The sequence below is a fragment of the Bradyrhizobium sp. LMG 9283 genome, from assembly GCF_045571415.1.
GTDB lineage: Bacteria > Pseudomonadota > Alphaproteobacteria > Rhizobiales > Xanthobacteraceae > Bradyrhizobium.
The window spans coordinates 4,509,961-4,532,213 of record NZ_CP120691.1; the positions used below are offsets into that span (position 1 = coordinate 4,509,961).

Genomic DNA, 22,253 nt, shown 5'->3' on the forward strand with positions numbered 1-22,253 from the left:
TTTCAGCCTTGTCCGACACGCCTTACCCAATCGACCTCGACAGCATTCGTGGCGCATTTCCGCCGGGCATCGACGCGCCGCCGCTGCTGGTCGATTTTGCCGTCTGGCTCGAGGGGCGCCCCTGGGGCAGCGTCGGCCGCTTCTCCTTGCAGGGCCAGTTCTCCGATTCCGCGCCGATCGTCGACGGCAGTCCGTTGCGCGACAGGTTCTCGCTGTTCATGCGGCTGCCGGATGGCTCGGCCGTCGGCGGCTGGTACGGCGCCGGTCTCGACCGCGACAATCCGCCGATCGTGGGACTGGGGTCGGAGGGCGACTATCGGCTGTTGGCGCCGAGCCTCGACGGATTGCTTACAAAGCTGACGTCGCAGCAGTTCGACAGGGCCTGGAGCGATCTCCTGCCGGACGAGGAAGTCGAGTGTCAGACCGTCGAGCTTGCGCAGTGGCTCGCACGGCGGCCGATTGGCGAGCCAGCGTCTTCCGAGAGTGACGCTTCGGATTTGCCCGACTTTCGGGGCTTCATGGAACAATGGGTACGGGACCGCGAGGAATATTGGGCCAATCACCGCCTGATGGCCGAGCTCGGCTGGCGACTCGCCGCGCATCTGCCCGAGAGCAAGAAGCCGTGGGACCAGACGCGCTTCGAGATCGCCATCGTCGGCGCACAATATCAGGCGCGCGTGCTGAGGCGCGGGCCGCAGCCATTCGAGGAGGCGGCCTCGATCGAATCCCTGCTGCGCGATCTGCGCGAGGAGATGCGCCGCGCACAGCCCGAGCTCGGGCTGTGGTACGGGATGAATTTCGGCCTCCATGCCGATGGCCGCATCATGCCGAGTTTCGAATACGATTTGCGCCCGACCATCGAGGGCGAGCCGGCGCTGTTATCCGAAGCGAAGGCCGATCTCGCCCGCGCTCCGCGCCCGGAGCGCTGGGTGCCGAAATGGCTGGCGGCATCCTGAAGCTCGGAATCCCGCGATGCCGCCGCCCAGCCAGCGCGCCGAAATCTTCTGCTGTCGTGGCATCTTGACGTCGCGGGAACGGCACCTTCGATCACCCTTGACTTAGAGTGCGCTCGAAGGGGTATCTGTACGTGCGTCAGTACGAGAACGGGCACACATGAAGATCGGCGACCTCGCAAAACGAACCGGCTTGTCGACCCACACGTTGCGTTATTATGAGCGCATCGGGCTGCTGCCATACGCAGACCGGGATCGTTCCGGCCAGCGTGACTTTGACGCATCGATCCTTACATGGATCGCATTCCTCGGTCGGCTCAAGACCACGGGAATGCCGATCCGGGATATGTTGCGCTATGCGGCGCTTCGTGATGAAGGCGAAGCCACCGGGCCAGCCCGGCGGCAGATGCTGGAAATCCACCGGGAACAGGTTCGCACGCAGATCGCCGAACTCCAGGAATGCCTGCTCGTCCTTGATACCAAGATCGCAGGCTATGCCGGCGACGAACAGAGGACGAAGGAAAATGACGCACGCCCAAACACAAGCCGAAAGCCGCTTCGATCGCGGTCAGCGGGCCCTATCACGCATTGACGGCAGAGCCGGCGAAAAGGTCGTCGCCTCACTCGCCGACATCGCTCCGGATTTCGCACGATACGTGATCGAGTTTCCCTTCGGCGACATTTACAGCCGCCCGGACCTCGGCCTGCGCGATCGAGAAATCGCAACGATCGCTGCACTGACGGCGCTCGGAAATGCCGCGCCTCAGCTCAAAGTGCATATCGAGGCGGGTCTGAACGTCGGGCTGTCTCGCGACGAGATCGTGGAGATCATCATGCAGATGGCCGTCTATGCCGGCTTCCCGGCGGCGGTGAACGGGCTGTTCGCAGCCAAGGAGGTGTTTTCCGCACATGACGGGCGGCAGGCGTCGGGAGAAGCGACATGACGAACTTACTCCAAACATCCTTTCTGCTCGGCAGCCTGGGCATTGCGGCCTCCCGCACGTGCCTTGCCCCGCGCCGGACGGCTGACGCGCGTTCTTCCGGATGGCAAGACGCAAGAGCTTGGCGAGAGTTTCAATCGGCCGGACGACGCGAAGCGCGCCGATCTCGCCCGCGCATCCAGGCCGGAGTGCTGGGTACCGAAATGGCGGGCGGCGTCGTGAACCTCAGAACCCCGCGACGCTGCCGTGCAGATCGTACGCGTCGGCGCGCTCGATTTTCGCGGTGACGATCTCGCCGACGCGCAAGGGGCGGCGGCTCGACAGGTAGACGGCACCGTCGATCTCCGGTGCATCGGCTTTCGAGCGGCCTTTCGCAACCGTCGGGCCGACTTCGTCGATGATGATCTGCTGGCGCGTGCCGACCTTGCGCTTCAACCTGCGCGCCGAGATCTTCTGCTGCCGGGCCATCAGCGCGTTATAGCGCTCCTGCTTGACCTCTTCGGGCACGGGGTTCTCGATCGCATTCGACGTCGCGCCTGCCACCGGCTCATATTTGAAGCAGCCGACACGGTCGATCTCGGCTTCATCGAGCCAGTCGAGCAGATAGGCGAAATCGGAATCGGTCTCGCCGGGGAAGCCGACGATGAAGGTCGAACGAAGTGCGAGATCGGGGCATTCCTCGCGCCAGCGCTTGATCCGCGCCAGCGTCTTGTCCTGCGCCGCCGGGCGCTTCATCGCCTTCAGCACCTGGGGGCTCGCATGCTGGAACGGGATGTCGAGATAGGGCAGCACCTTGCCCTCGTTCATCAGCGCGATGACCTCGTCGACATGCGGGTAGGGGTAGACATATTGCAGCCGGACCCAGGCCCCTAACTCGCCGAGCTCGCGCGCGAGGTCGAGGAACTTGGCGCGGACCTGGCGATCCTTCCACGGGCTCTCGGCATATTTCAGATCAACGCCGTAGGCCGAGGTGTCCTGCGAGATCACCAGGAGCTCCTTGACGCCGGCGCCGACCAGGCGCTCGGCCTCGCGCAGCACGTCATTGGCCGGGCGCGAGACGAGGTCGCCGCGCAGCTTCGGGATGATGCAGAAGGTGCAGCGGTTGTTGCAGCCCTCGGAGATCTTCAAATAGGCGTAGTGACGCGGCGTCAGCTTGATGCCCTGCGGCGGCACCAGGTCGAGATGCGGATTGTGGGCCGGCGGCAGCGCGCGATGCACGGCGTCGAGCACGCTCTCATATTGCTGCGGTCCGGTGATGGAGAGCACGCCGGGATAGGCCTGCTCGATCTGCTCGGGTTCCGCGCCCATGCAGCCGGTCACGATCACCTTGCCGTTCTCGGCCATGGCCTCGCCGATCGCCGAGAGCGATTCCTGCTTGGCGCTGTCGAGGAAGCCGCAGGTGTTGACGATGACGATGTCGGCGCCGTCATGCTTGCGGGCGAGCTCATAGCCCTCCGCGCGCAGGCGCGTGATGATGCGCTCGGAATCCACCAATGCCTTGGGACACCCGAGTGACGTGAATGAAATGCGCGGCGCTCTGTCCATATAATCGCCTGGAGCCTATCTGAATTGTCTGGATTTGCGATCCAAGTAATTGAACCGATGGCGAAACTCAATAACTAACGTATGCGGCGCGATGCTAACGCAGTACTCGCGCGTATTTGGCGTGATCGGCCAGTCACTAGGGAAGGTATGGACTGACTGAGGGTTCCTAATCTGGAAGCTCATTCGGATCGAGCGAGTGGAGGATCCGAGGTGAATTGCTCGAACGTGCCCGTTTTGGTTGTTGTTCTGTTTCTTGCTTGATTCCACGGAGCTTAACTGCGATGCGCCGTTTCATCTTCGGCCTGGCTTTCGTTACCGTTTCCTATGGCGCGATGTTTCCGGCGCGAGCTGAAGTCGACAAGTTCATCCATGCCTGCGATCGGCAAGAACGATTGTGTCCGGAATTCAGGCCACGCGTGAAAGCGCCTGATGGGTGGGTGAGGGACGAGGCCGCGAGCCTTAAGTACGGCGCATCGATGTTCGTGCCTAACGGGAAGAACTTCGGTAAAGCAGAAGCAATCATCTATGCCGAAGGCCGCTACAACAAGGACCGGACCGAATTGGTTGAATGGGTCGCTGCCAGTGATCGGGATTGGGCAACGACATCCGGCAAGAATGCAAAGATCGCCACGCTTCCCTCGATCAGCCCCAAGGTCATCATCAACCGCTACGACAATCCATCCCTGAAGGACCAGCCGATCGAAGTGATCGCGCATTACGCCGATCTCGACAGGGACGGCAACTCCTACGGCGTGCGGCTAGCGGTCTCCGGCCGCAATGAGGCGGCGGTGCTGGCCGCCGTGCCACTTCTCGAAAAGATGATCGTTGGCGCGAAGATTCCCTGAGAGCATGAGTTCCGCTTCGCAGCCGAAGGCTGAAATCTTACCTTAACGAGTACACGACCGCCTGCGCGAGCATTTTCTTGCGAGTGGGCGGCACGGAAAGTTTACATTCGTTGTCTCAGGAGCACCCGAGCGGCACGAAGCTGACCTTGGGCGCAGCCGTCTGATCCATATCTGATCTGCCTGATTGACCGGGCTGAGCTAGTCCCAATTGCCCATAATTACAACCCTTTGCAGGGCGTTCCGGCGTGCTATGGATGAATCACCTGCCGTGAGTGAGCTATGAGCGCCGAACAGTCGCCCAAAATCGTGATCGTCGACGAAAGCCCGATCCGGGCCGCGATCCTGGAGGAGGGGTTGCGGGAGGCCGGGTTCACCCAGGTCGTCCATATCCGCGAGATGCAGAGCCTGCTCGCCCGTATTTATGCGGTGGACCCCGACATCATCCTGATCGATCTGGAGAACCCCAGCCGCGACGTGCTCGAGGCGATGTTCCAGGTCAGCCGCGCCGTGAAGCGGCCGATCGCCATGTTCGTCGACCAGAGCGATTCCGCCTCGATCCAGGCTTCAGTGGAGGCGGGGGTATCCGCCTACATCGTCGACGGGCTGAAGAAGGAGCGCATCAAGCCGATCCTTGACCTCTGCGTGTCCCGCTTCAACGCCTTCGCCAAGCTCCAGGAGGAGCTGGAGCGCACCAAGTCGCAACTCGAGGACCGCAAGATCATCGAACGCGCCAAGGGCATCCTGATGAAGGTGAAGGGCCTCACCGAGGACGAGGCCTATGTGCTGCTGCGCTCCACCGCGATGCGCGAGAAGAAGAAAATCGGCGAGATCGCCCAGTCGATCATCACCGCGTCGGAGATGCTGAAATGACTGCCACCCTCCGCATCGGGTTCATCCCGCTGGTCGATGCCGCCGCCCTGATCGTCGCGGTCGACAAGGGCTTCACCGCCGCCGAAGGACTCGACGTCGAGCTGGTGCGCGAGGTCTCCTGGTCCAACGTCCGCGACAAGCTCAATATCGGTCTGTTCGACGCGGCGCATCTGCTGGCGCCCGTCGCGATTGCGTCCTCGCTCGGGCTCGGTCACGTCAAGGTGCCGATCGCAGCGCCCTTCAGCCTCGGCATCAACGGCAATGCCATCACGGTGTCGCCGGCGCTCCATGCCGCGCTGATGCAGGAGATCGAGGGCGATCGATTTGACCCGATGGCGACTGCGAAAGCGCTGGCGAAGGTCGTTGCCATCAGGCGCAAGGCAGGCGCCGAGCCGCTGACCTTCGGCATGACCTTCCCGTTCTCCACCCACAATTATCAATTGCGCTTCTGGATGGCCGCGGCGGGCGTTGATCCTGACGAGGATGTGCGCCTGGTGGTGCTGCCGCCGCCCTATATGGTCGACAGTCTCAAGAACGGCCATGTCGATGCGTTCTGCGTCGGCGCGCCCTGGAACTCGATCGCGGTCGACCTCGGCATCGGCCACATCCTGCATTTCGTCTCCGACATCCTGCTCCGTGCGGCGGAGAAGGTGCTGGCGGTTCGCCAAACCTGGGCCGAGACCCATCCGGACGTGGTCGCTAGGCTGGTGCGCGCGGCGGTGAGGGCCGCCGATTTCATCGAGCATCCTGAAAATCGCACCGAAACGGCGCGAATCCTGGCACAGCCCGAGCGGATCGGCGTCGATGCCGAAGTCATCCAACGCACCCTGACAGGGCGTCTGAAGATTTCTCCCGATGGCACATTCCGGGAAAGCGGCCGCTATCTCCTGGTGGGCCGCGAGGCGGCAGGGCGCCCCGATCCGGTGCAGGCTGCCTGGCTCTATACGCAAATGGTGCGGTGGGGACAGACGGCGCTGACCCCTGACGGCGTCAAGACGGCAATGGCGGTGTTCAGGCCCGATCTTTACGATGCTGCCCTTGGCGCTAGCACGCCTACCGAAGCGCCCACGGCGTTCGGCGCCTTTGCCGGCCCCGTTTTCGACCCTGACAACATCCGGGGACATCTTGAGGCCTTCGCGGTTGGGCGCTGGAAGGCTTGATCTCGAGTCTGCCTTGTTTTTGAGCAGATAGATTTGCTGCCTAGTATCTAGGCTGGCTGCTCGAATTTCGGGAGAGCCTTCAGACCGGCATTTCCAGGAGCTGATCCTAATTACCTGAAACTGCGATAGTTTTTATTTCGATCAAGCTGGCACGCAACTTGAATGTTGCACTGCGGCCAGCTTGTCACAGGTGCCTGCTGAGCCAAGTCCCGCAGCAACGAAGCTGATCGGACCGTGGGTGACGAAGCCGGCTCCTGAGCCAGCCCTAGTTCCTCGCGGGTCGCGCCAATCCGTCGAAGCCACTTTGGTGGCCGCAGGAGCTTCGTTACCGACCATGAAAATCGATACGCTCGCAGTCGACTTTACCGACGAGCAGAAACGCTATCTCGAAGGCTTCACGACCGGTTTGCAGATCAGCCGCGTCGGGCGTGGTCTCGGCGGCAGTGGTGCCGGCAAGGCGAGCACCGAGCCGACCGGTCCCGACGCCGTGCACATCAAGGCGCAGGACAAGGTGATCGCGTCGGGCAAGAAGCTCGCCGATCAGGAGAAGTTCAAGCGCGACGAGCATCCCTTCGATGCCTATCCGCGGCTGCGACAGCAGGCGCTCGACAACACCCCGCCGAGCCCTGCGGACAATTTCCGCTGGCGCTATTACGGCATCTTCTACGTCGCGCCGACGCAGGACTCCTACATGTGCCGTCTGCGCATCCCGAACGGCATCATGAAGCATTGGCAGCTGTCAGGCCTTGCCGATCTCGCCGACGAGCTCTGCGGCCCCTACAGCCACGTCACGACGCGCGCCAATCTCCAGCTTCGCGAGATTCCGCCGAAGAATGCCGTGAAGCTGATCGAAGGCATTCAGGACCTCGGCCTGTGCTCGCGCGGCTCCGGTGCCGACAACATCCGCAACGTGACGGGAACGCCGACGGCCGGCATCGATCCGCAGGAGATCATCGACACGCGGCCCTATGCGCGCGAGTGGCACTACCACATCCTCAACGACCGCTCGCTCTACGGCCTGCCGCGCAAGTTCAACGTCGCCTTCGATGGCGCCGGTAGAATCGCGGTGCTGGAAGAGACCAACGACATCGCCTTCACCGCCTATGAGGTGAAGGATGGGTTCGGCGTCGAGCCCGGCGTCTGGTTCCGCCTCGGCCTCGGCGGCATCACCGGCCATAAGGACTTCGCGAAATATTCCGGCATCATCGTCAAGCCGGAGCAGGCGACCGCCGTCGCCGACGCCATCGTGCGCGTGTTCATCGACCACGGCGACCGCACCAACCGCAACAAGGCACGGCTGAAATACGTGCTCGACGCGATGGGCCACGACGGCTTCCTCAAGCTTGTCGAGGAGCGGCTGAAGGCGCCGTTCACGCGCGTTCCGGAAGAGGCGTTCGCGCCGCGGCTTGCCGCCGACCGCATGGCGCATATCGGCGTGCACAAGCAGAAGCAGGACGGGCTCAACTGGATCGGCGTGTCGCTGACGCTCGGCAAGCTCACCTCCGATCAGATGCGGGGCCTCGCCAAGATTGCGCGGGATCTCGGTGATGGCGAGATCCGCCTCACGGTTTGGCAGAACCTGCTGATCTCGGGCGTGCGCGACGAGAATGTCGAGCTTGCGGTCGCGGCCATCAAGCAGATCGGGCTCGCGGTCGAGGCCTCGCACATCCGCGCCGGCCTGATCGCCTGCACGGGCAATGCCGGTTGCCGCTTTGCCGCTGCCAACACCAAGCGCCATGCGGCCGAGATCGGCGACTGGTGCGAGCCGCGCGTCGCGATGGACAAGCCGGTGAACATCCATGTTACCGGCTGTCACCATTCCTGCGCGCAGCACTACATCAGCGATATCGGCCTGATCGGCGCGCGTGTGCCGGTCGGCGAGGAAGACACGGTCGAGGGCTATCACCTCTTCACGGGCGGCGGGTTCGGCCCCGACGCCGATGTCGGACAGGAGGTCTATCACGACCTCAAGGCCGAGGACGCGCCGAAGACGGTCGAACGACTGCTCAAGGCCTACATCGCCTATCGCTCATCTCCCGAAGAAACCTTCCTGTCCTTTGCGCGCCGCCATGACGGCGAGACGCTGCGCAAGCTGGCCGATGCACAGGTGTCCGCATGAACCAGATCACCCCACCGCCGAAACTCGACCTCATTCCCGCCAGCGCACCGTTCTCTGATGCGCAGCGTTCCTGGCTGAACGGCTTCTTCGCCGGGCTGCTGTCGCCCGACGTCGCCGCGCCGTTGTCGGCGGAGCAGGGCGCCGCCGTCATGCCGGGCGCCAGCGACGGCGATGACGGCGAAGCGCCATGGCATGACCAGACCATGCCGATCGCCGAGCGGATGAAGCTCGCCGAGGGACGCCCCCTGCGCCGCAAGATGATGGCGGCGATGGCGCAGCAGGATTGCGGCCAGTGCGGCTACAATTGCCACGACTATTCGGAGGCGATCGTGAGCCGCAGCGAAGCACGGCTCAATCTGTGCGTTCCCGGCGGCAAGGAAACCGCGCGGATGCTGAAGTCGCTGTACGAGGAGCTCGACAAGGCGCCGGTGGCCAAAGCGGCGGACAAGCCGGACGCTCCGGCGCCGGCCGTGACCGTGACGATCGCAGAGCCCGGCCGCTCGCGCGACAATCCGACCGAGGCGACGTTCCTGTCGCGGCGTCTTCTCAACAAGGGCAAGTCGGAGAAGGAAACCTATCACATCGAGTTTGATCTCTCCGAGAGCAAGCTCGACTACGTGGTCGGTGATTCCTTTGGCGTATTCGCGCGCAACGATGTCGGCCTCGTCGACCAGATCATCGCGCTGCTCGGCGCCTCCCACACCACCAAGGTCAACGGCAAGACGCTGCGTGAGGTGCTGATCGACGATGTCTCGCTGTCGCCGGCGCCGGACACGCTGTTCGAGCTGATCTCCTTCATCACCGGCGGCGCGCAGCGCGAGAAGGCGCGAGCGCTGGCGCAGGGCGAGGATCCCGATGGCGATGCCGCGACCCTCGACGTGATGGCGGCGCTGCAGAAGTTTTCGGGCACGCGGCCGCATCCGGAGGCTTTCGTCGAGGCGCTGGAGCCGCTGCAGCCGCGGCTCTACTCGATCTCGTCCTCGCATAATGCGACGCCGGGAAAACTGTCGCTGACAGTCGACTCCGTGCGCTACGTCATCGGCAAGCGCAAGCGCCTCGGGGTCGCCTCGACCTTCCTCGGCGAGCGCATCGCCGAGGGCGAGAAGCTCAAGGTCTATGTGCAGAAGGCGCATGGTTTCGGCCTGCCGCAGGATCCGAAGACGCCGGTCATCATGATCGGACCCGGCACCGGCATCGCGCCGTTCCGCGCCTTCCTGCTCGACCGCAAGGCGACCGGCGCGCCGGGCAAGAACTGGCTGTTCTTCGGACACCAGCGCAGCGATTGCGACTTCTTCTACCAGGAGGAGCTCAACGCGATGAAGACCTCGGGGCTGCTCACGCGCCTGTCGCTCGCCTGGTCACGCGACGGCGAGAAGAAGTTCTATGTGCAGGACCGCATGCGCGAAGTCGGCCGCGAGTTGTGGACCTGGCTCGCCGAAGGCGCGCATCTCTACATCTGCGGCGATGCCAAGCGCATGGCCAAGGATGTCGAGCGCGCGCTGGTCGACATCGTCGCCCAGTTCGGCGCGCGTTCAACCGATGAGGCCGTCAGTTTCGTGGCCGAGCTCAAGAAGACCGGCCGCTTCCAGGCAGACGTGTACTAACGACTGTCACTCCACTGCATCCGAGCCGGTTCCAACTGGCTCGGATTTGGAACGAATAAAATTCTTGGAACCCACATTGCAAGAGAATTTACAGCTGCGATGCAGCTTCTTCGGAGAAGGTGCATCGCTATTTCCGCCACCGTCTTGCCTCCCTCCCTGGTTGATCCTTCATACTCCCGCAAATGGGGCGTTGGAGATCGACCATGCGCGAACTATCGGCGGAAGCCAGGCTGCACTTTTACGCGCGCTCGCTCTCACGTCGGACCGGGGCGAGCCTGCATCATATCGCGCTCTACAGCGCCTTCGCAGTCATTGCCGCCATCGTGTTCGGCACGCTCTCGGTGCACCCGTTCTGATGCTTTCGTAGGGTGCGCAAAGGCGCATAGCGCCGTGGCCACCATTTCTCAACATCCGAGATCGTGGTGGGCACCTCTTGTGTCTCACCCGCGCTTGAACGGCGCCACCTCAATCCCCGCAGCCTTCAACGCTTGACGCACGCCGCGTGCGATATCCACCGCGCCCGGCGTGTCGCCGTGGATGCACACCGTATCGGTGCGCATCTTGATCACCTTGCCCGTGACCGAGACCACCGCGCCATCCTGCACCATGCGCACCACGCGGTCGGCGATCACTTTTGCGTCGTGCAGCACCGCGCCGGGCTTCTTGCGTGAGACCAGATTGCCGTCGTCCTCATAGGCGCGGTCGGCGAACACCTCGTGCACCATCGGCAGATTGGCCGCTTCGCCCGCTTTCACCAGCTTCGAATTGGCGAGCACGACGAAGATCAGGCTGGGATCGACCGCCTTGATGCCGGCGGCGATCGCCTTCGCGGTCATGTCGTCCTCGCAGGCGACGTTGGAGAGCGCGCCGTGCGCCTTCACATGGGTGACCTTGTGGCCGGCCGCAGTCGCAATCGCCTGCAAAGCGCCGATCTGGTAGGCGACGAGATTCTCGATCTCGGACGCCTTGAGCCCCGCGATCGGGTGGCGGCCAAACCCGTGCAGGTCGCGATAGCCGGGATGCGCGCCGACCGAGACGCCGCGCGCCTTTGCCAGCTCCACCGTCCGGCGCATGATGTCGGGGTCGCCGGCGTGGAAGCCGCAGGCGACGTTGACCGAACTCGCCAGCTCGATCATGGCGGCATCGTTGCCCATCTCCCACGCGCCAAAACCTTCGCCGAGGTCGCAATTAAGATCGACTGTTTTCATGGGGTGCTCTCCGCCTCTGGTCTTGTTGTCGCTTACGGCTCCGCAGTGACCTGCCAAGTCCCGGCATCGACCGCGCTGACCGCATAGCCCGCCACGTTAGCATCGCTGAGCGCCTCGATGTTGAGCGCGACGGTGTCAGAGGAGCGCAGGCGATCGGGCAGGCTGCGGATCGCTTGCGCAAACTTGCGTGCCTCGTCCTGCGCTTCGGCCATGCTGACAGCTTTGAAGCGGAACGCGGTTCCTGCCGAGGTCTGGGCGAGGCGGCCGATATCGGCCGTGATCACGGTTGCGATCTTCGGATAGCCGCCGGAGGTGCCGCGGTCCATCATCAGCGCGATCGGCGCGCCGTTGCCGGGCACCTGAATGCTGCCATTGACCGTGCCGTCGGAAACGATGTTGTGGCCGTGCAGATGCTTGATCGCGGGGCCCTCGAGCCGGTAGCCCATGCGGTCGGAGGTTGCGGAGATCTTCCATTCGCTGTTCAGGAACAGGGCCTTATTGGCCTCGTCGAACTCGTCGTCCTGCGGTCCAAGCAGGACGCGGATCGGGCCGCTCGCCGGCTTCGGCAGCTCAATGCGCAGCTCGCTCGCACCGCTTGCGGCATCGACCGTGAACTCGTCGTCAGCCTGGAGCGGGCGCGGGTAGGGGCTGCCGAGACCGGCGCGGGCATTCACGGCGAGACTGCCGAACACCGGCTCACCTTTGATGCCGCCTTCAATCGCCAGATAGGTGAACGCGCCGCCGCGGGCAAAACCGAGCGTCAGCGTCTCGCCGTCCTTGAGTGTCACCGATGTATCCATCGCGATCGGGCTTCCGGCGACGTCCGCATTGCGCGGCGCGCCTGATATCGCCACGCGTACGGCGCCGTCGCGGGCGGTGAAGGAGGCGCCGAACGGGCCGATCTCGACGGCGGCCGCGAAAGGCTCGTTGCCGACGAGCGTGTTCGCCGCCGCCAGCGACAGCCGGTCCATCGCCCCGCTCACCGTCAAGCCATAGCGCTGCGCGCCGAAGCGCCCGCCATCCTGGACGGAGCTTGCAGGGCCGATGCTGGCAACAATGAGCCGGCTCATGCGTCCACCTGCTCGGCGATGATCTCGCCGGCCTCGGCGGCGCGATCCATCTCATCGAAGGTTTTGTGGTCGATGGCGAAAAACGTCACGCGATCACCGGGTTCGGTGAGGAAGGTCGGATTGCGGTGGAGCTGATAGGTTCGCACCGGCGTGCGGCCCAGGAGGTGCCAGCCGCTCGGGGCGGCCAGGCATTGGATGCCGGCCTGGACGCCGCCGATCGAGATCGTCCCGGCGGGTGTCAGCAGCCGCGGATTTTGCCGCCGCGACATGTGCAGGGACTTGTCGAGGCCACTGAGATAGGACCAGCCCGGCGTGAACCCAATCATGGCGACCTTGTAGTCGCCGCCAACATGCCGGGCGACGATGTCGTCGGGCGTGGTGCCCAGCGCCTTCGCGACATCCTCGAGATCGATCCCATGCTCGCCGCCATAGGCGACGGGAATGCGCCAGCGGCGCGTCTTGGTGACCGGCGGCAGCGGCCGGATGGCGATCAGGAGGATCTTTTCGCCGAGCGCATCGAAACCGATCTTGCCGGGATCGTAATGCACCAGCAATGAGCGATAGGTCGGCACGGTCTCGGTGATGCCGTCGATCGGGCTCGCTGCGAGCGCCTTGTCCAGCGCCAGCACGCGCTGGTTGGCGTCCTCATCGATGGTGCGGCTGAACTCGACCGTGACGGCGCTATCGCCACTGGGCAGAAGGCGGGGCGGGGGAAGCGTCGCGGCCATGAGCTGTCGAAATCGGGCTTCTGAAGAATGCGGCCCCCGGCGTCCGAGTTCCGCTTCATCCTGCTTCGCGTAAATGCGCCCGCAAGTCCAATAAATTAATGCAAGGGGAAGCGATAAAGCCTTGTTATCGCGTCGCATAATAGCCCAGCGGCCCTGCGTTATTGCTAGCCTCTAGGCCCTTGACGCAAAGCTTGCGGCTCGCAAGATGCGCGCGTTCTTTTCCCGCCCATCCGGAGCTCGTTCTCGTCCATGTCGCTGTCCCCCGAAGCCCGCAAGACCCTCGCCGGCATCACCACCGCCACCATCACCACGGTCCTGCTGAAGAAGGGGCTGCGCAATGTGTGGATGCGCGGCGCCCGTCCGCTGCGCCCGGGCTTGCCGCGGCTGGTCGGACCGGCCTTCACGCTGCGCTTCGTGCCGGCGCGCGAGGATCTGGCGACGCCAGAATCCTGGTCGTCGCCGATCTCGACCCGCACCGCGATCGAAGCGATGCCGGAGGGCTGCATCGCCGTGGTCGATGCCATGGGCATCACCGATGCCGGCATCTTCGGCGACATCCTCTGCGCGCGCATGGTCAAGCGCGGCGTTACCGCGCTGGTGACCGACGGCGTCGTGCGTGACGTCGAGGGCGTGCTCGGCACCAATCTTCCCGTGTGGTGCGACGGCTATGCCGCGCCGCCTTCCGTCGCGGGCCTCACCTTCGTCGGCTGGGGCGAGCCGATCGGCTGCGGCGGCGTTGCCGTGTTCCCGAACGACATCGTGGTCGCCGACCAGGACGGCTGCGTGCTGATTCCGCAGGCGATGCTCGACCACGTCCTCGCCGAGGGCGTCGAGCAGGAGCGCATGGAGGCCTGGATCGTCAACGAGGTGAACAACGGCGCCGTGCTGCCGGGCCTCTATCCCATGAACGCCGAGACCAAGGCGCGCTACGCCGCCAGCAAGAAGTAATCGGGAAGCAGCGAGGTAATCCCAATGGAAATCACTGTTGCAGGCACGCGGCCGACCCGCCGCGCGCCCAAGGAAAACTTCACCGGCACCGTGTGGCAGGACCCCGTCATCATGGCGCCCGCGCCGGCGCGGCTGAACTGCTCGCGCGTCGCGTTCGAGCCGGGCGCACGCACCAATTGGCATCACCATCCGCTCGGCCAGACGCTCTACGTCATCTCCGGCGTCGGCCGCGTGCAGTCCAAGGGCGGCCCGATCCGCGAGATCCGTCCCGGCGACACCGTCTGGATTCCGCCGGGCGAACTGCACTGGCACGGGGCATCGCCGACCAATGGCATGTGCCACATCGCCATGCAGGAAGCACTCGACGGCGTCTACTCGACCTGGCTGGAGCCGGTGACCGACGCGGAGTACGGCGCGGCGGTCGGCTAGCTCTTGTGCCCCGGATGCAGTGTAGCGCGCGAGCGTTGCTGATCCGGGGCTCAAAACCTGCTGGTCAAGATTCGACTCTGCAATGTTCAGCGTCGTGGAGGTTCTGACAAAGAGCGCTCGCGGCTCCGGGCGAGCAACGAGCGCACTCGCGTCAATTGATTCTCGATGCGGCGATCGTCGCTGGCTGGATACCGAGCTTTGGGGCGATCTGGTTGGCTATTTGCGCGCCGAGCCAAACGCCGCCGGTATGTCCGAGTCTGTCCGGTGTTGGAATTCCAAACTCGTCATCGGTACCTGCCGCGTTGCGCCTGGTGATACCGTCAAATTGCCAGTGAACACCAAGATAGATGCGACTGATCGAGTTCGCGGCAATCGCCTGCCACAGGCTGTCGTAGCTCAGCGTGATGTGATCGCGAGGCAGCATGGTCCGGGGGTCGACGTTGCGGCCGTTGAATTCGTCAGAGACGAAATCGAGCCGGAATTTGTCGACGCCATTGGGATGGAACGAGGTGACGCCTTTTTCGGCGAGGAACAGCCGCAACAGCTGAAAAGCGGCCGCACCAAAGGTGGCATGTCCTGACGGATAGGCTGGGAAGTCGGGCGTCAACGCGACGCCGTTGCCGTTGGTATCCGGACGCCCAAGCGGCAACCAGCCCGGGACCGCAGTGCCATTTCCCGCCTGCGCATTCTGAATACCAACGATTGGTCGCCACATCATATGCGTCGGGGCATATTTGTAGTGCCAAGCGTCGATACCGGCATCAGCCATGGCAATGGCAACGCCGGCGACGATGGTCAATTCTTCCGCCGTGTCCAGCTTGCCCGGCGTCCGCGCTTCGATGGCGTCAAGCGCGGCAAGAACGATCTGAAGATAAAGCCGCGGTGGCGTACCGATTTCTGGAGGACCGTCATAGCCCCATGCGATTCCGGTGACTTCCTCCTGCAGGCTGCGCGTACCCGCCGTACGCTGGAAGACTCCCTTGTCGACGACCTTTGCAAAATCGGCAGCATAGTGAGCCGTGGGATTCACCACGGTTGCAGAAATGCGCCCTGGAGGTGGCGGAAAATTCATGATCCGGGTGGCAAGCAAAGGTGTTGCATCGCCCCATTTGCCCCCGGCGTAGTGCTGCATCGGTTGGTTGGGTGCCGCGATATGAGTATAGGGAGCGCCTGTAGCGACATATTGGTCCGCAGCAGCGTTGGCCATGTCGGTCGAGCCGAGCGCATGGATAGCGTCGCCAAAGCTCCGGCCGGCGTGCTCGGCCGCGCTCCCAACCTGACCTAGTTCGAAATATTCGAGCCAATGTGCCCAGGCAGGATCCAGGAAACGAAATTGGCTCGGATATCTTCGGAGCAGGACCTGCGAGCAGGCCGCTGCCGCTGCGACTTCGGAATTCGTGCCGCTCAGGCCGGGCGTGGCCGCGATGTTGAGGAGAGGAGACCCTCCAGAGGCGTGCGCATGGGCATCGTTGAGTGCAGCCAATGCCATGCCAAGGGCACGCGCGGTCAAGAAGGGGCCTCTTTGATCGCCGGGACTGAGCGTCTGCGTGTGATCTCGGCGGATACACTCAATCGCCATATCGACCCAATAACGAAGTTTCGCTGAAGTCGCTGTCATCGCAATTGCTCCTTGCTGCCGCCCAGGCGGCTGCCAATTTTGACGAATTAGCAAGACATCAGATGCTTCTTGTAGGGCCGGCGCGACGCTGGCTCAGGTCCAGTGCAGTGGAGCTCTACTCGTCTTGCCAGTTATCTACCTTAGAGCGAGTTATCGAGGACAGATGTGATCTAGGTTACAGGCATCCAGAGAATCGGACTGGAGGGTCGGCCCATCGGCTCTCATGCGAAACTCACTGCGGTCTGACCCAGTGAGTGAAGAACCTTCTCGATCGCGCGAACCAAGCGTCGTGAAGCTGTTGGTGCTGAACGGACGGGACAGCGCACGAGATGGGAAAACACACCAATTCATTTGCCTAGAGCTTTTCCGCCGTCCACGTACCCGTGCACAGCGCACCCCGCCAGGTGCCGGAGCCGGAGCTGCCGCTGAGCCGACCGAAGCCGACCGCGCGCTTGATGCCGGTGCTCAGGGTGACGTTGATGTTGCCGGCATCGGCGACGCGGCCAGACGCCGTCACTGCGGCGCTGCTCGAGGCGATCTGACCGTTGTTGATGCCGATCGCGACGGTCGCGCCGTTGCCGCAGGTCTCGCTGGATGAGGAGATGCGGACATTCCATGTGCCGTCGAAGCTGCTCGTCGCGGCATCAGCCTGCGTGAGCGGGAAGGCGATGGCGACAATGCTGGCGAAAAGACCCTTACGAAATCCAGTCATGATACGCCCCTGCGGTTGACCATGCGGGGATCGTGGCATGAGCGTGGAACCAGCGATGTGAGCGTTGTCACGCGCGGGTCGAGGAGTGTGAGACGGCGCACGTATTTTCCGCCGTCATTCCGGGGCGGCTCGCAGAGCCGAACCCGGAATCTCGAGATTCCGGGTTCACGCTTCGCGTGCCCCGGAATGACTCGGTATTGGGAGAGTTCGAGAGGCTCTAGTTCACCCGCGTCCAGGTCTGGCCGCCGCAGAACATGCCGCCGAAGGCGCAGCCCTGCACGCGCAGCCGGTCGGTGCCCTTCATGGCGATCGTCGAATCGTAGGTCGAGCCCGAGTTCGGATCGAGGATGCGGCCTGACCATTTCTGGTCCTTGCCGGGCTTCATGTTGATCAGAACCTGCTCGCCGTTCTGGTTCGACTTGCTGTCGACCGAATAGCCGCAGAGGTTAGTGCCGCATTGCTCGATGCGGACCTTGCCTTCCTTCTCCTCGGTGAGCCAGACGCCGACCGGTGAATTGAGATCGCGTGTCGGCGCGGTTGCCGGAGAGGGTGTTACTGCGGCCGCCTGAACGGGGGCGGGGGCTGGCGCCGCAGCGGGCGGCGGAGGCGGGGCCGGTGGTGCGACAGCCATGGTCGGAGCGGACGGCGGCGTCACGCCTGGTGCTGCCTGCTGCGTGGCAGGCGCAGGTGCCGGAGGCGGCGCGGGCGGCCGCACCAAGGGCGTATCGGCCGGCGCGTTAGTGGCCGTCGCGGTCGTCGGCGAAGCTGGTGGTGGCGGAGCGGGAGGCGGCGCTGCTGCGGCAGCGGGCGCTGGTAGGGGCGGCTGCGCGGCCACGGGCGGCGGGGTGACCGGGGCAGGAGCGGGAGCTGGCGCTGCCGGCGTTTGCGGCTCGACCGTCGCTTGTTGCGGTTGCTGGTTCGGCGCCTGCTCGTTCTTCTTGGCCTTCTTGGCCTTGCTCTGACCGGTGTTGTCGTAGACGCCGGGGATCTGCACCGTGCCGCGGTCGGGATCGATGCGGATGGTGCGCCCGCCATATTCGAAGGTGTACTGCGCCTGCGCGGCGGTGCTCGCCAAAAGGAATGCGGCCGTGGCCAACAGCTTCCTCATTTCCGTCTCCTGAACAAGGTGGTCCCCGCACCGACGCTTACGCGCCGGCAAGCTCGCAAAAAGTGATCTAGATCACTGTCGTTGGTATGAGTCGTCTTCCGGCGGTTCCGGGTTCAATAGGCCTGGGGCCGGTCCAAAGTTTGGCGGGGCAAGCGACAGGAGGACGCGGCCTTAATCGAACCAGGCCGCGTAGATCTTCTTGTAGCTGCCGTCTTCCATGGAAATGTGCAGCCATTGGTCGACAAAGGCCTTCAGCGCCATGTCGCGCTGGAGCCAATAGGCCTTCTCGGAGAAGTCGAAAGGCTTTTCGGGATGCACGGCGCAGAGCACGCCGGCGTGCTGCTTCTGCTGATAGCGCGTCTCGGAGGCGTCGGTCATCATCAGATCGGCGTTGCCCTTGGCGATCTCGTCGAAGATCACCGTGTTGTCGGGGAAGACGGTGATCTCGGCGTCCTTGATGTTAGCGCGGGCAAAGCGCTCGTTGGTGCCGCCGGGATTGACGATGACGCGGGTGCCCTTCTTGTCGATGTCGGCGAGGCTCTGGTACTTGCCGACGTCGGCACAGCGCGCGATCGGCGTCTTGCCCTCGCGCATGATCGGCGTCGAGAAGAAGCCCTTCTTCTGCCGGTCGAGCGTGACCGACACGCCGCCCATGGCGATGTCGAACTGGTCGCTCTCGAAATCCTTCATCAGCTTCGGCCAGGCCGTCGGCACGAACTCGACCTTGACGCCGAGCGCCTTGCCGAGCGCCTGCGCCATGTCGACGTCGAAGCCGCTGAACTGCTGCGTGGTCTTGTCCAGATAGGTGAAGGGCTTGTAGTCGCCGGTCATGCCGACGCGAAGCGTGCCGCGCGTTATGATCTCGTCGAGGCGCGAGGGCGCCTGCTGCGCTTGGGCCGAAAGGTTTGTCAGCAACACCACGGCCAAAGCCGCCACGATTCGAACGATCATCTCTTTTCTACCCCTGCGCGAGCTGTCATTGTGCAGCTCTTCGGACGTGGATTTAGACCAGATGCCCGTCGCTGGCGAGGCAGAATTGAAGGGAATCCTTGAGGTGACGATATCGATGTACGAGGCCTCGGTCGGCCTGTTCGTGCCCTATTTGCGCAACCTGTCGGCGCTGCTCGACAAGGGCGTGGCGTATGCAGAGACCCGCAAGTTCAATCCCGCGGTTCTGCTCGGCATGCGCCTTGCGCCGAACATGTACGACCTGGCGCAGCAGGTCGGTGAGGCCTGCCGCCACGCCACGGTTGCGCCGGCCCTGCTGGCGCAACGCGAGCCGGTGGTGCTGCCGGCGCTGGAGCACGACATGGCCGGGCTTCAGGCGCGCATCGCAACGTCGATCGAGTTCATCGAAAGCTTGCCGCGCGCGGAGATCGATGCGGCGGCGGAGCAGAACGTGTTCTTCAGGCTGAAGAACGGCACCGAGCTACCCTTCACAGGGCGGACGCTGCTGCTGACGTTCAGCGTCCCGCAGTTTTTCTTTCACGTCACCACGGCCTACGACCTGCTGCGGCACGCTGGCGTCGAGCTCGTGAAGAAGGATTATCTCGGGCGGAAATAGCGGCTGGGTCGATGTACACCTCTCCCTACGGAGAGGTGTAGCAGTCCGAACTGCAAGCTGCCTTACGCTTCGCCCTTGCGCTCATAATCGGCTAGCGAGCTGCGGCCGGCAATCTCGCTGCGCAGCAGCTCGAAGCGCTTGTTCGCCTCGTCCTGCTGCGCATCGACGAAACGTACCGCGGCCTCGCTCGTCATGGGGCCGCTGACCACGGGAGCGGACTGTTCGCCGATGGTCTCGTGGACGTAGTACTGACCGTCATCGCCGCGATGAACCGTCCATTTGAGACGGATCGCCACCATGGGGCCCGGACCGTCCTTGCTGTAGCCATCGGCATCGGTGTGCTCCGGCACCAGCGGCTGCTCCTCGACGACAGGATGTTCGTCGGCAACGACCTGCTCCTGGGCCACCGCCTGCTCATCGGCAACCGCCGTCTCGGTCGCGCTATCGCGGACGACGAGGACGGGCTCGGGGTGCTCCAAAATGCTGGCGATGGTCGCCAGCGCGTGGTCGGTCGGGTCGATCTCTGACAAGGGTCATCCTCCAGCTCGACGCGGCCGGCCAGTCTGTCCCACTGCCGCCGCGGCCGGTCTTATTACGCGCGTTCGATTAAGGCTGAGTTGGGGCTCGATCTGCACCAAAATGGGACGCTTTCTGGCATCCCGAAGGCGGGCGGATGGGGCGCATGCGCCCGCCTGTCGCTCAGCCCAACACGTCCTGATTAATGACGTTCTGCCTGATGGGATCGCCGTCCAGCGCGCTCAGGATGTTGCGCGCGGTCTGCTCGCTCATGCGCTGGACCGCCTCGACGGTTACGCCGGCCACATGCGGCGCCATGATGACGTTGGGCAGTGCGAACAGCGCGTTGCTGATCGGCGGCGGCTCCACCTCGAACACGTCGATGCCAGCGCCGGCGAGCTTGCCGGAGACCAGGGCGTCGTAGAGCGCCGCCTCCTTCACGATGCCGCCGCGCGCGGTGTTGATGAGATAGGATCTCGGCTTCATGCGGCCGATCCGCGCCGTGTCGAACAAGCCGACGGTCTCCGGTGTCTTCGGGCAGTGGATGGTGACGAAGTCGGCGTCAGGCAGCGCGGCGTCGAGGTCTGGGACCGGCTCGCAGCCTGCCGCCTTGATGTCGGCAGCGGGCTTGTAGGGATCGTAGACCTGCACCTTCATCTCGAACGCCAGGCAGCGCTTGGCGGTGCGACTGCCGATGCGGCCGAAGCCGATGACGAGCACGGTCTTGCCATAGAGGTCGAACGGCAGCATGCCGAGCCGATCGGCCCATGTGCCTTCCTTGACGCAGGAATGCAGCTCCTGCGCGCGCTTGGCCAGCGTCAGCATCATAAACAGCGCCGCTTCGGCGACCGAGGGCGAGTTCGCGCTGCCGGCGACCATCAGCGGCACCTTGCGGCGGGAGAGGGCGGGCACGTCGACGGCGTCGTAGCCGACGCCGATGCGGGTCACCACCTTCATGTCGCGGGCGGCCTCGAGCTCAGTCTCACCGAAGGCGGTCGCGCCCAGGGCTACGCCGTGGACGGGGGCATGGCTCTTCAGCAACGCCTCGAAATCCCTCGCCGAGATGAGGTTGGAGAACTCGACCAGCTCGAGATCGTCCCGCTGTGTGAGGATGGCGCGTGCCCCTTGCGACAAAGTTTGTGTAACGAAAATCTTCTTCTTGTTGGTCGCCATCGCTCCCCTGCCTGCCTCGCGTTTCTTAAGGCGGCGTCACAACACGACGCCGGTTTCTTCATTTAGCAGGTGCATGTTGTTGAGGTCCATCGCCAGGCGCATGGGTGCCCCGTCCTTGGCGCCTGCATTGGGATCAACGCGGCCGCAGACCGGCGTGCCATCGAGCCCGAAATAGACCAGCGTCTCCATTCCCATCGGCTCGGTCACGTCGAGCACGGTCTCGAACGTCTCGACGCCGGGCCCGAGGTGTGCGTGCGACTCGGTGAGATGCTCGGGCCGGAGGCCGAGCAGCAGCTTCTCGGTGCGGGGCAGCGCGTTGTAACGTGCGGCACGCGCCGGCGGCAGCGGGAAAGCGATGCGGTCGGTGAGGCGGATCTGGAGCGTGCCGCCGACATCCTCGAGGCGGCACGGGATGAAATTCATCGCCGGCGAGCCGATGAAGCCCGCGACGAAGCGCGTTGCCGGCTTGTGGTAGAGCTCGTTCGGCGTGCCGATCTGCTCGATGCGGCCCTTGTTCATCACCACGACGCGGTCGGCCAGCGTCATCGCCTCGACCTGGTCGTGGGTGACGTAGACGGTGGTGGTGCGCACTTTCTGGTGCACCTTCTTGATCTCGATCCGCATCTGCACGCGCAGCTTGGCGTCGAGATTGGACAGCGGCTCGTCGAAGAGAAAGACTTTCGGATTGCGCACGATGGCGCGGCCCATCGCGACGCGCTGGCGCTGGCCGCCGGAGAGCTGCTTCGGCTTACGGTCGATCAGGTCGGTGATGTCGAGGAGGCGGGCGGCCTCCGTCACGCGGGCCTTGATCTCGGCCTTGGGATAGTGCTTCAGGCGCAGCCCGAACGACATGTTCTCCGCGACTGTCATGTGCGGGTAGAGCGCGTAGTTCTGGAACACCATGGCGATGTCGCGGTCCTTCGGCGGCACGTCGTTGACCACGTCGCCGCCGATCATGATGTCGCCGTCGCTGATGTCCTCGAGGCCTGCGATCATCCGCAGCGTCGTCGACTTGCCGCAGCCGGAGGGGCCGACCAGCACGATGAATTCATGGTCGGCGATGTCGAGGTCGATGCCGCGCACGGCTTCGACATCGTCGTAACGCTTAACTACTTTCCGCAAAGCAACGTCAGCCATGAGTC

General features: G+C 64.0%; 23 protein-coding genes. 12 read left to right on the forward strand and 11 right to left on the reverse strand.

The features are described 5' to 3' along the window. Positions 1 to 8 precede the first annotated feature (8 nt). The 3 genes from P6U29_RS21295 (at position 9) to P6U29_RS21305 (ending at position 1,897) form a co-directional block, all read left to right on the forward strand. On the forward strand, positions 9 to 956 hold the full coding sequence (locus P6U29_RS21295; protein WP_407112120.1) for a hypothetical protein: 948 nt from the start codon (positions 9 to 11) through the stop codon (positions 954 to 956). A gap of 157 nt (positions 957 to 1,113) precedes the next feature. Continuing rightward, on the forward strand, positions 1,114 to 1,545 hold the full coding sequence (locus tag P6U29_RS21300; protein WP_407112122.1) for a MerR family transcriptional regulator: 432 nt from the start codon (positions 1,114 to 1,116) through the stop codon (positions 1,543 to 1,545). Next, entirely contained in the window at positions 1,478 to 1,897 is a 420-nt protein-coding gene (locus P6U29_RS21305; protein WP_014495189.1) for a carboxymuconolactone decarboxylase family protein, read from the forward strand. The genes P6U29_RS21300 and P6U29_RS21305 overlap by 68 nt, the downstream gene beginning before the upstream one ends. A 222-nt stretch (positions 1,898 to 2,119) precedes the next feature. Here the strand turns inward: P6U29_RS21305 and rimO are convergent, their stop codons facing one another. Beyond that, positions 2,120 to 3,439, reverse strand: a complete 1,320-nt coding sequence (rimO, locus tag P6U29_RS21310) for a 30S ribosomal protein S12 methylthiotransferase RimO (RefSeq protein ID WP_407112123.1) — start codon at positions 3,437 to 3,439, stop codon at positions 2,120 to 2,122. A gap of 281 nt (positions 3,440 to 3,720) precedes the next feature. On the opposite strand from rimO, the gene P6U29_RS21315 reads away from it, so the two are divergent. The 6 genes from P6U29_RS21315 (at position 3,721) to P6U29_RS21340 (ending at position 10,393) form a co-directional block, all read left to right on the forward strand. After that, on the forward strand, positions 3,721 to 4,284 hold the full coding sequence (locus P6U29_RS21315; RefSeq protein WP_407112124.1) for a hypothetical protein: 564 nt from the start codon (positions 3,721 to 3,723) through the stop codon (positions 4,282 to 4,284). Positions 4,285 to 4,563: 279 nt separating this feature from the next. Further along, complete coding sequence (locus tag P6U29_RS21320; RefSeq protein WP_008564898.1) at positions 4,564 to 5,154, forward strand: ANTAR domain-containing response regulator; 591 nt, start codon at positions 4,564 to 4,566, stop codon at positions 5,152 to 5,154. Then, on the forward strand, positions 5,151 to 6,314 hold the full coding sequence (locus tag P6U29_RS21325; RefSeq protein ID WP_407112125.1) for a CmpA/NrtA family ABC transporter substrate-binding protein: 1,164 nt from the start codon (positions 5,151 to 5,153) through the stop codon (positions 6,312 to 6,314). Before P6U29_RS21320 ends, P6U29_RS21325 begins: the two co-directional genes overlap by 4 nt. Before the next feature lie 334 nt (positions 6,315 to 6,648). Beyond that, positions 6,649 to 8,433: a NirA family protein gene (locus P6U29_RS21330; RefSeq protein ID WP_407112126.1), complete on the forward strand. Its 1,785-nt coding sequence runs from the start codon at positions 6,649 to 6,651 to the stop codon at positions 8,431 to 8,433. Next, positions 8,430 to 10,037 (forward strand): sulfite reductase subunit alpha, encoded by a 1,608-nt coding sequence (locus P6U29_RS21335; protein ID WP_407112127.1) that lies wholly within the window; start codon positions 8,430 to 8,432, stop codon positions 10,035 to 10,037. Before P6U29_RS21330 ends, P6U29_RS21335 begins: the two co-directional genes overlap by 4 nt. Positions 10,038 to 10,240: 203 nt before the next feature. Next, on the forward strand, positions 10,241 to 10,393 hold the full coding sequence (locus P6U29_RS21340) for a hypothetical protein (RefSeq protein ID WP_407112128.1): 153 nt from the start codon (positions 10,241 to 10,243) through the stop codon (positions 10,391 to 10,393). 84 nt (positions 10,394 to 10,477) lie between these two features. On the opposite strand, the gene P6U29_RS21345 is transcribed toward P6U29_RS21340, so the two are convergent. From P6U29_RS21345 to pxpB, 3 genes are read right to left on the reverse strand one after another with little or no spacing between them, the layout of a single operon-like run. Next, complete coding sequence (locus P6U29_RS21345) at positions 10,478 to 11,245, reverse strand: LamB/YcsF family protein (protein WP_407112129.1); 768 nt, start codon at positions 11,243 to 11,245, stop codon at positions 10,478 to 10,480. Positions 11,246 to 11,277: 32 nt separating this feature from the next. Continuing rightward, positions 11,278 to 12,315: a biotin-dependent carboxyltransferase family protein gene (locus P6U29_RS21350; RefSeq protein ID WP_407112130.1), complete on the reverse strand. Its 1,038-nt coding sequence runs from the start codon at positions 12,313 to 12,315 to the stop codon at positions 11,278 to 11,280. Beyond that, positions 12,312 to 13,043 carry a 5-oxoprolinase subunit PxpB gene (gene pxpB, locus P6U29_RS21355; RefSeq protein ID WP_407112131.1) on the reverse strand — a complete coding sequence of 244 codons (732 nt, stop codon included), beginning with the start codon at positions 13,041 to 13,043 and terminating at the stop codon, positions 12,312 to 12,314. The genes P6U29_RS21350 and pxpB overlap by 4 nt, the downstream gene beginning before the upstream one ends. A gap of 249 nt (positions 13,044 to 13,292) precedes the next feature. On the opposite strand from pxpB, the gene P6U29_RS21360 reads away from it, so the two are divergent. Next, positions 13,293 to 13,991, forward strand: coding sequence for a ribonuclease activity regulator RraA (locus P6U29_RS21360; protein WP_027550912.1), 699 nt, complete (start codon positions 13,293 to 13,295; stop codon positions 13,989 to 13,991). 24 nt (positions 13,992 to 14,015) lie between these two features. Continuing rightward, positions 14,016 to 14,420, forward strand: a complete 405-nt coding sequence (locus P6U29_RS21365) for a cupin domain-containing protein (RefSeq protein ID WP_027573427.1) — start codon at positions 14,016 to 14,018, stop codon at positions 14,418 to 14,420. A gap of 151 nt (positions 14,421 to 14,571) precedes the next feature. Here P6U29_RS21365 and P6U29_RS21370 read toward each other — a convergent pair whose 3' ends face one another. The 4 genes from P6U29_RS21370 to P6U29_RS21385 form a co-directional block, all read right to left on the reverse strand. Further along, positions 14,572 to 15,930, reverse strand: coding sequence for a vanadium-dependent haloperoxidase (locus P6U29_RS21370; protein WP_407112132.1), 1,359 nt, complete (start codon positions 15,928 to 15,930; stop codon positions 14,572 to 14,574). Positions 15,931 to 16,393: 463 nt separating this feature from the next. After that, complete coding sequence (locus tag P6U29_RS21375) at positions 16,394 to 16,750, reverse strand: hypothetical protein (protein ID WP_407112133.1); 357 nt, start codon at positions 16,748 to 16,750, stop codon at positions 16,394 to 16,396. Positions 16,751 to 16,967: 217 nt separating this feature from the next. Next, complete coding sequence (locus P6U29_RS21380) at positions 16,968 to 17,858, reverse strand: DUF2147 domain-containing protein (RefSeq protein WP_407112134.1); 891 nt, start codon at positions 17,856 to 17,858, stop codon at positions 16,968 to 16,970. Positions 17,859 to 18,029: 171 nt separating this feature from the next. After that, positions 18,030 to 18,809 (reverse strand): transporter substrate-binding domain-containing protein, encoded by a 780-nt coding sequence (locus P6U29_RS21385; protein WP_407112135.1) that lies wholly within the window; start codon positions 18,807 to 18,809, stop codon positions 18,030 to 18,032. A gap of 115 nt (positions 18,810 to 18,924) precedes the next feature. On the opposite strand from P6U29_RS21385, the gene P6U29_RS21390 reads away from it, so the two are divergent. Then, the gene (locus P6U29_RS21390) at positions 18,925 to 19,422 is read left to right on the forward strand and encodes a DUF1993 family protein (RefSeq protein WP_407119384.1); all 498 of its coding nucleotides are present in this window, start codon (positions 18,925 to 18,927) and stop codon (positions 19,420 to 19,422) included. Positions 19,423 to 19,484: 62 nt separating this feature from the next. Here the strand turns inward: P6U29_RS21390 and P6U29_RS21395 are convergent, their stop codons facing one another. The 3 genes from P6U29_RS21395 to P6U29_RS21405 form a co-directional block, all read right to left on the reverse strand. Continuing rightward, positions 19,485 to 19,952 carry a hypothetical protein gene (locus tag P6U29_RS21395; protein ID WP_407112136.1) on the reverse strand — a complete coding sequence of 156 codons (468 nt, stop codon included), beginning with the start codon at positions 19,950 to 19,952 and terminating at the stop codon, positions 19,485 to 19,487. 169 nt (positions 19,953 to 20,121) lie between these two features. Further along, entirely contained in the window at positions 20,122 to 21,111 is a 990-nt protein-coding gene (locus P6U29_RS21400) for a hydroxyacid dehydrogenase (RefSeq protein ID WP_407112137.1), read from the reverse strand. Between the two features lie 36 nt (positions 21,112 to 21,147). Continuing rightward, a complete protein-coding gene (locus P6U29_RS21405) occupies positions 21,148 to 22,248 on the reverse strand; it encodes an ABC transporter ATP-binding protein (protein WP_407112138.1) in 1,101 nt (366 codons plus the stop codon). Positions 22,249 to 22,253 lie beyond the last annotated feature (5 nt).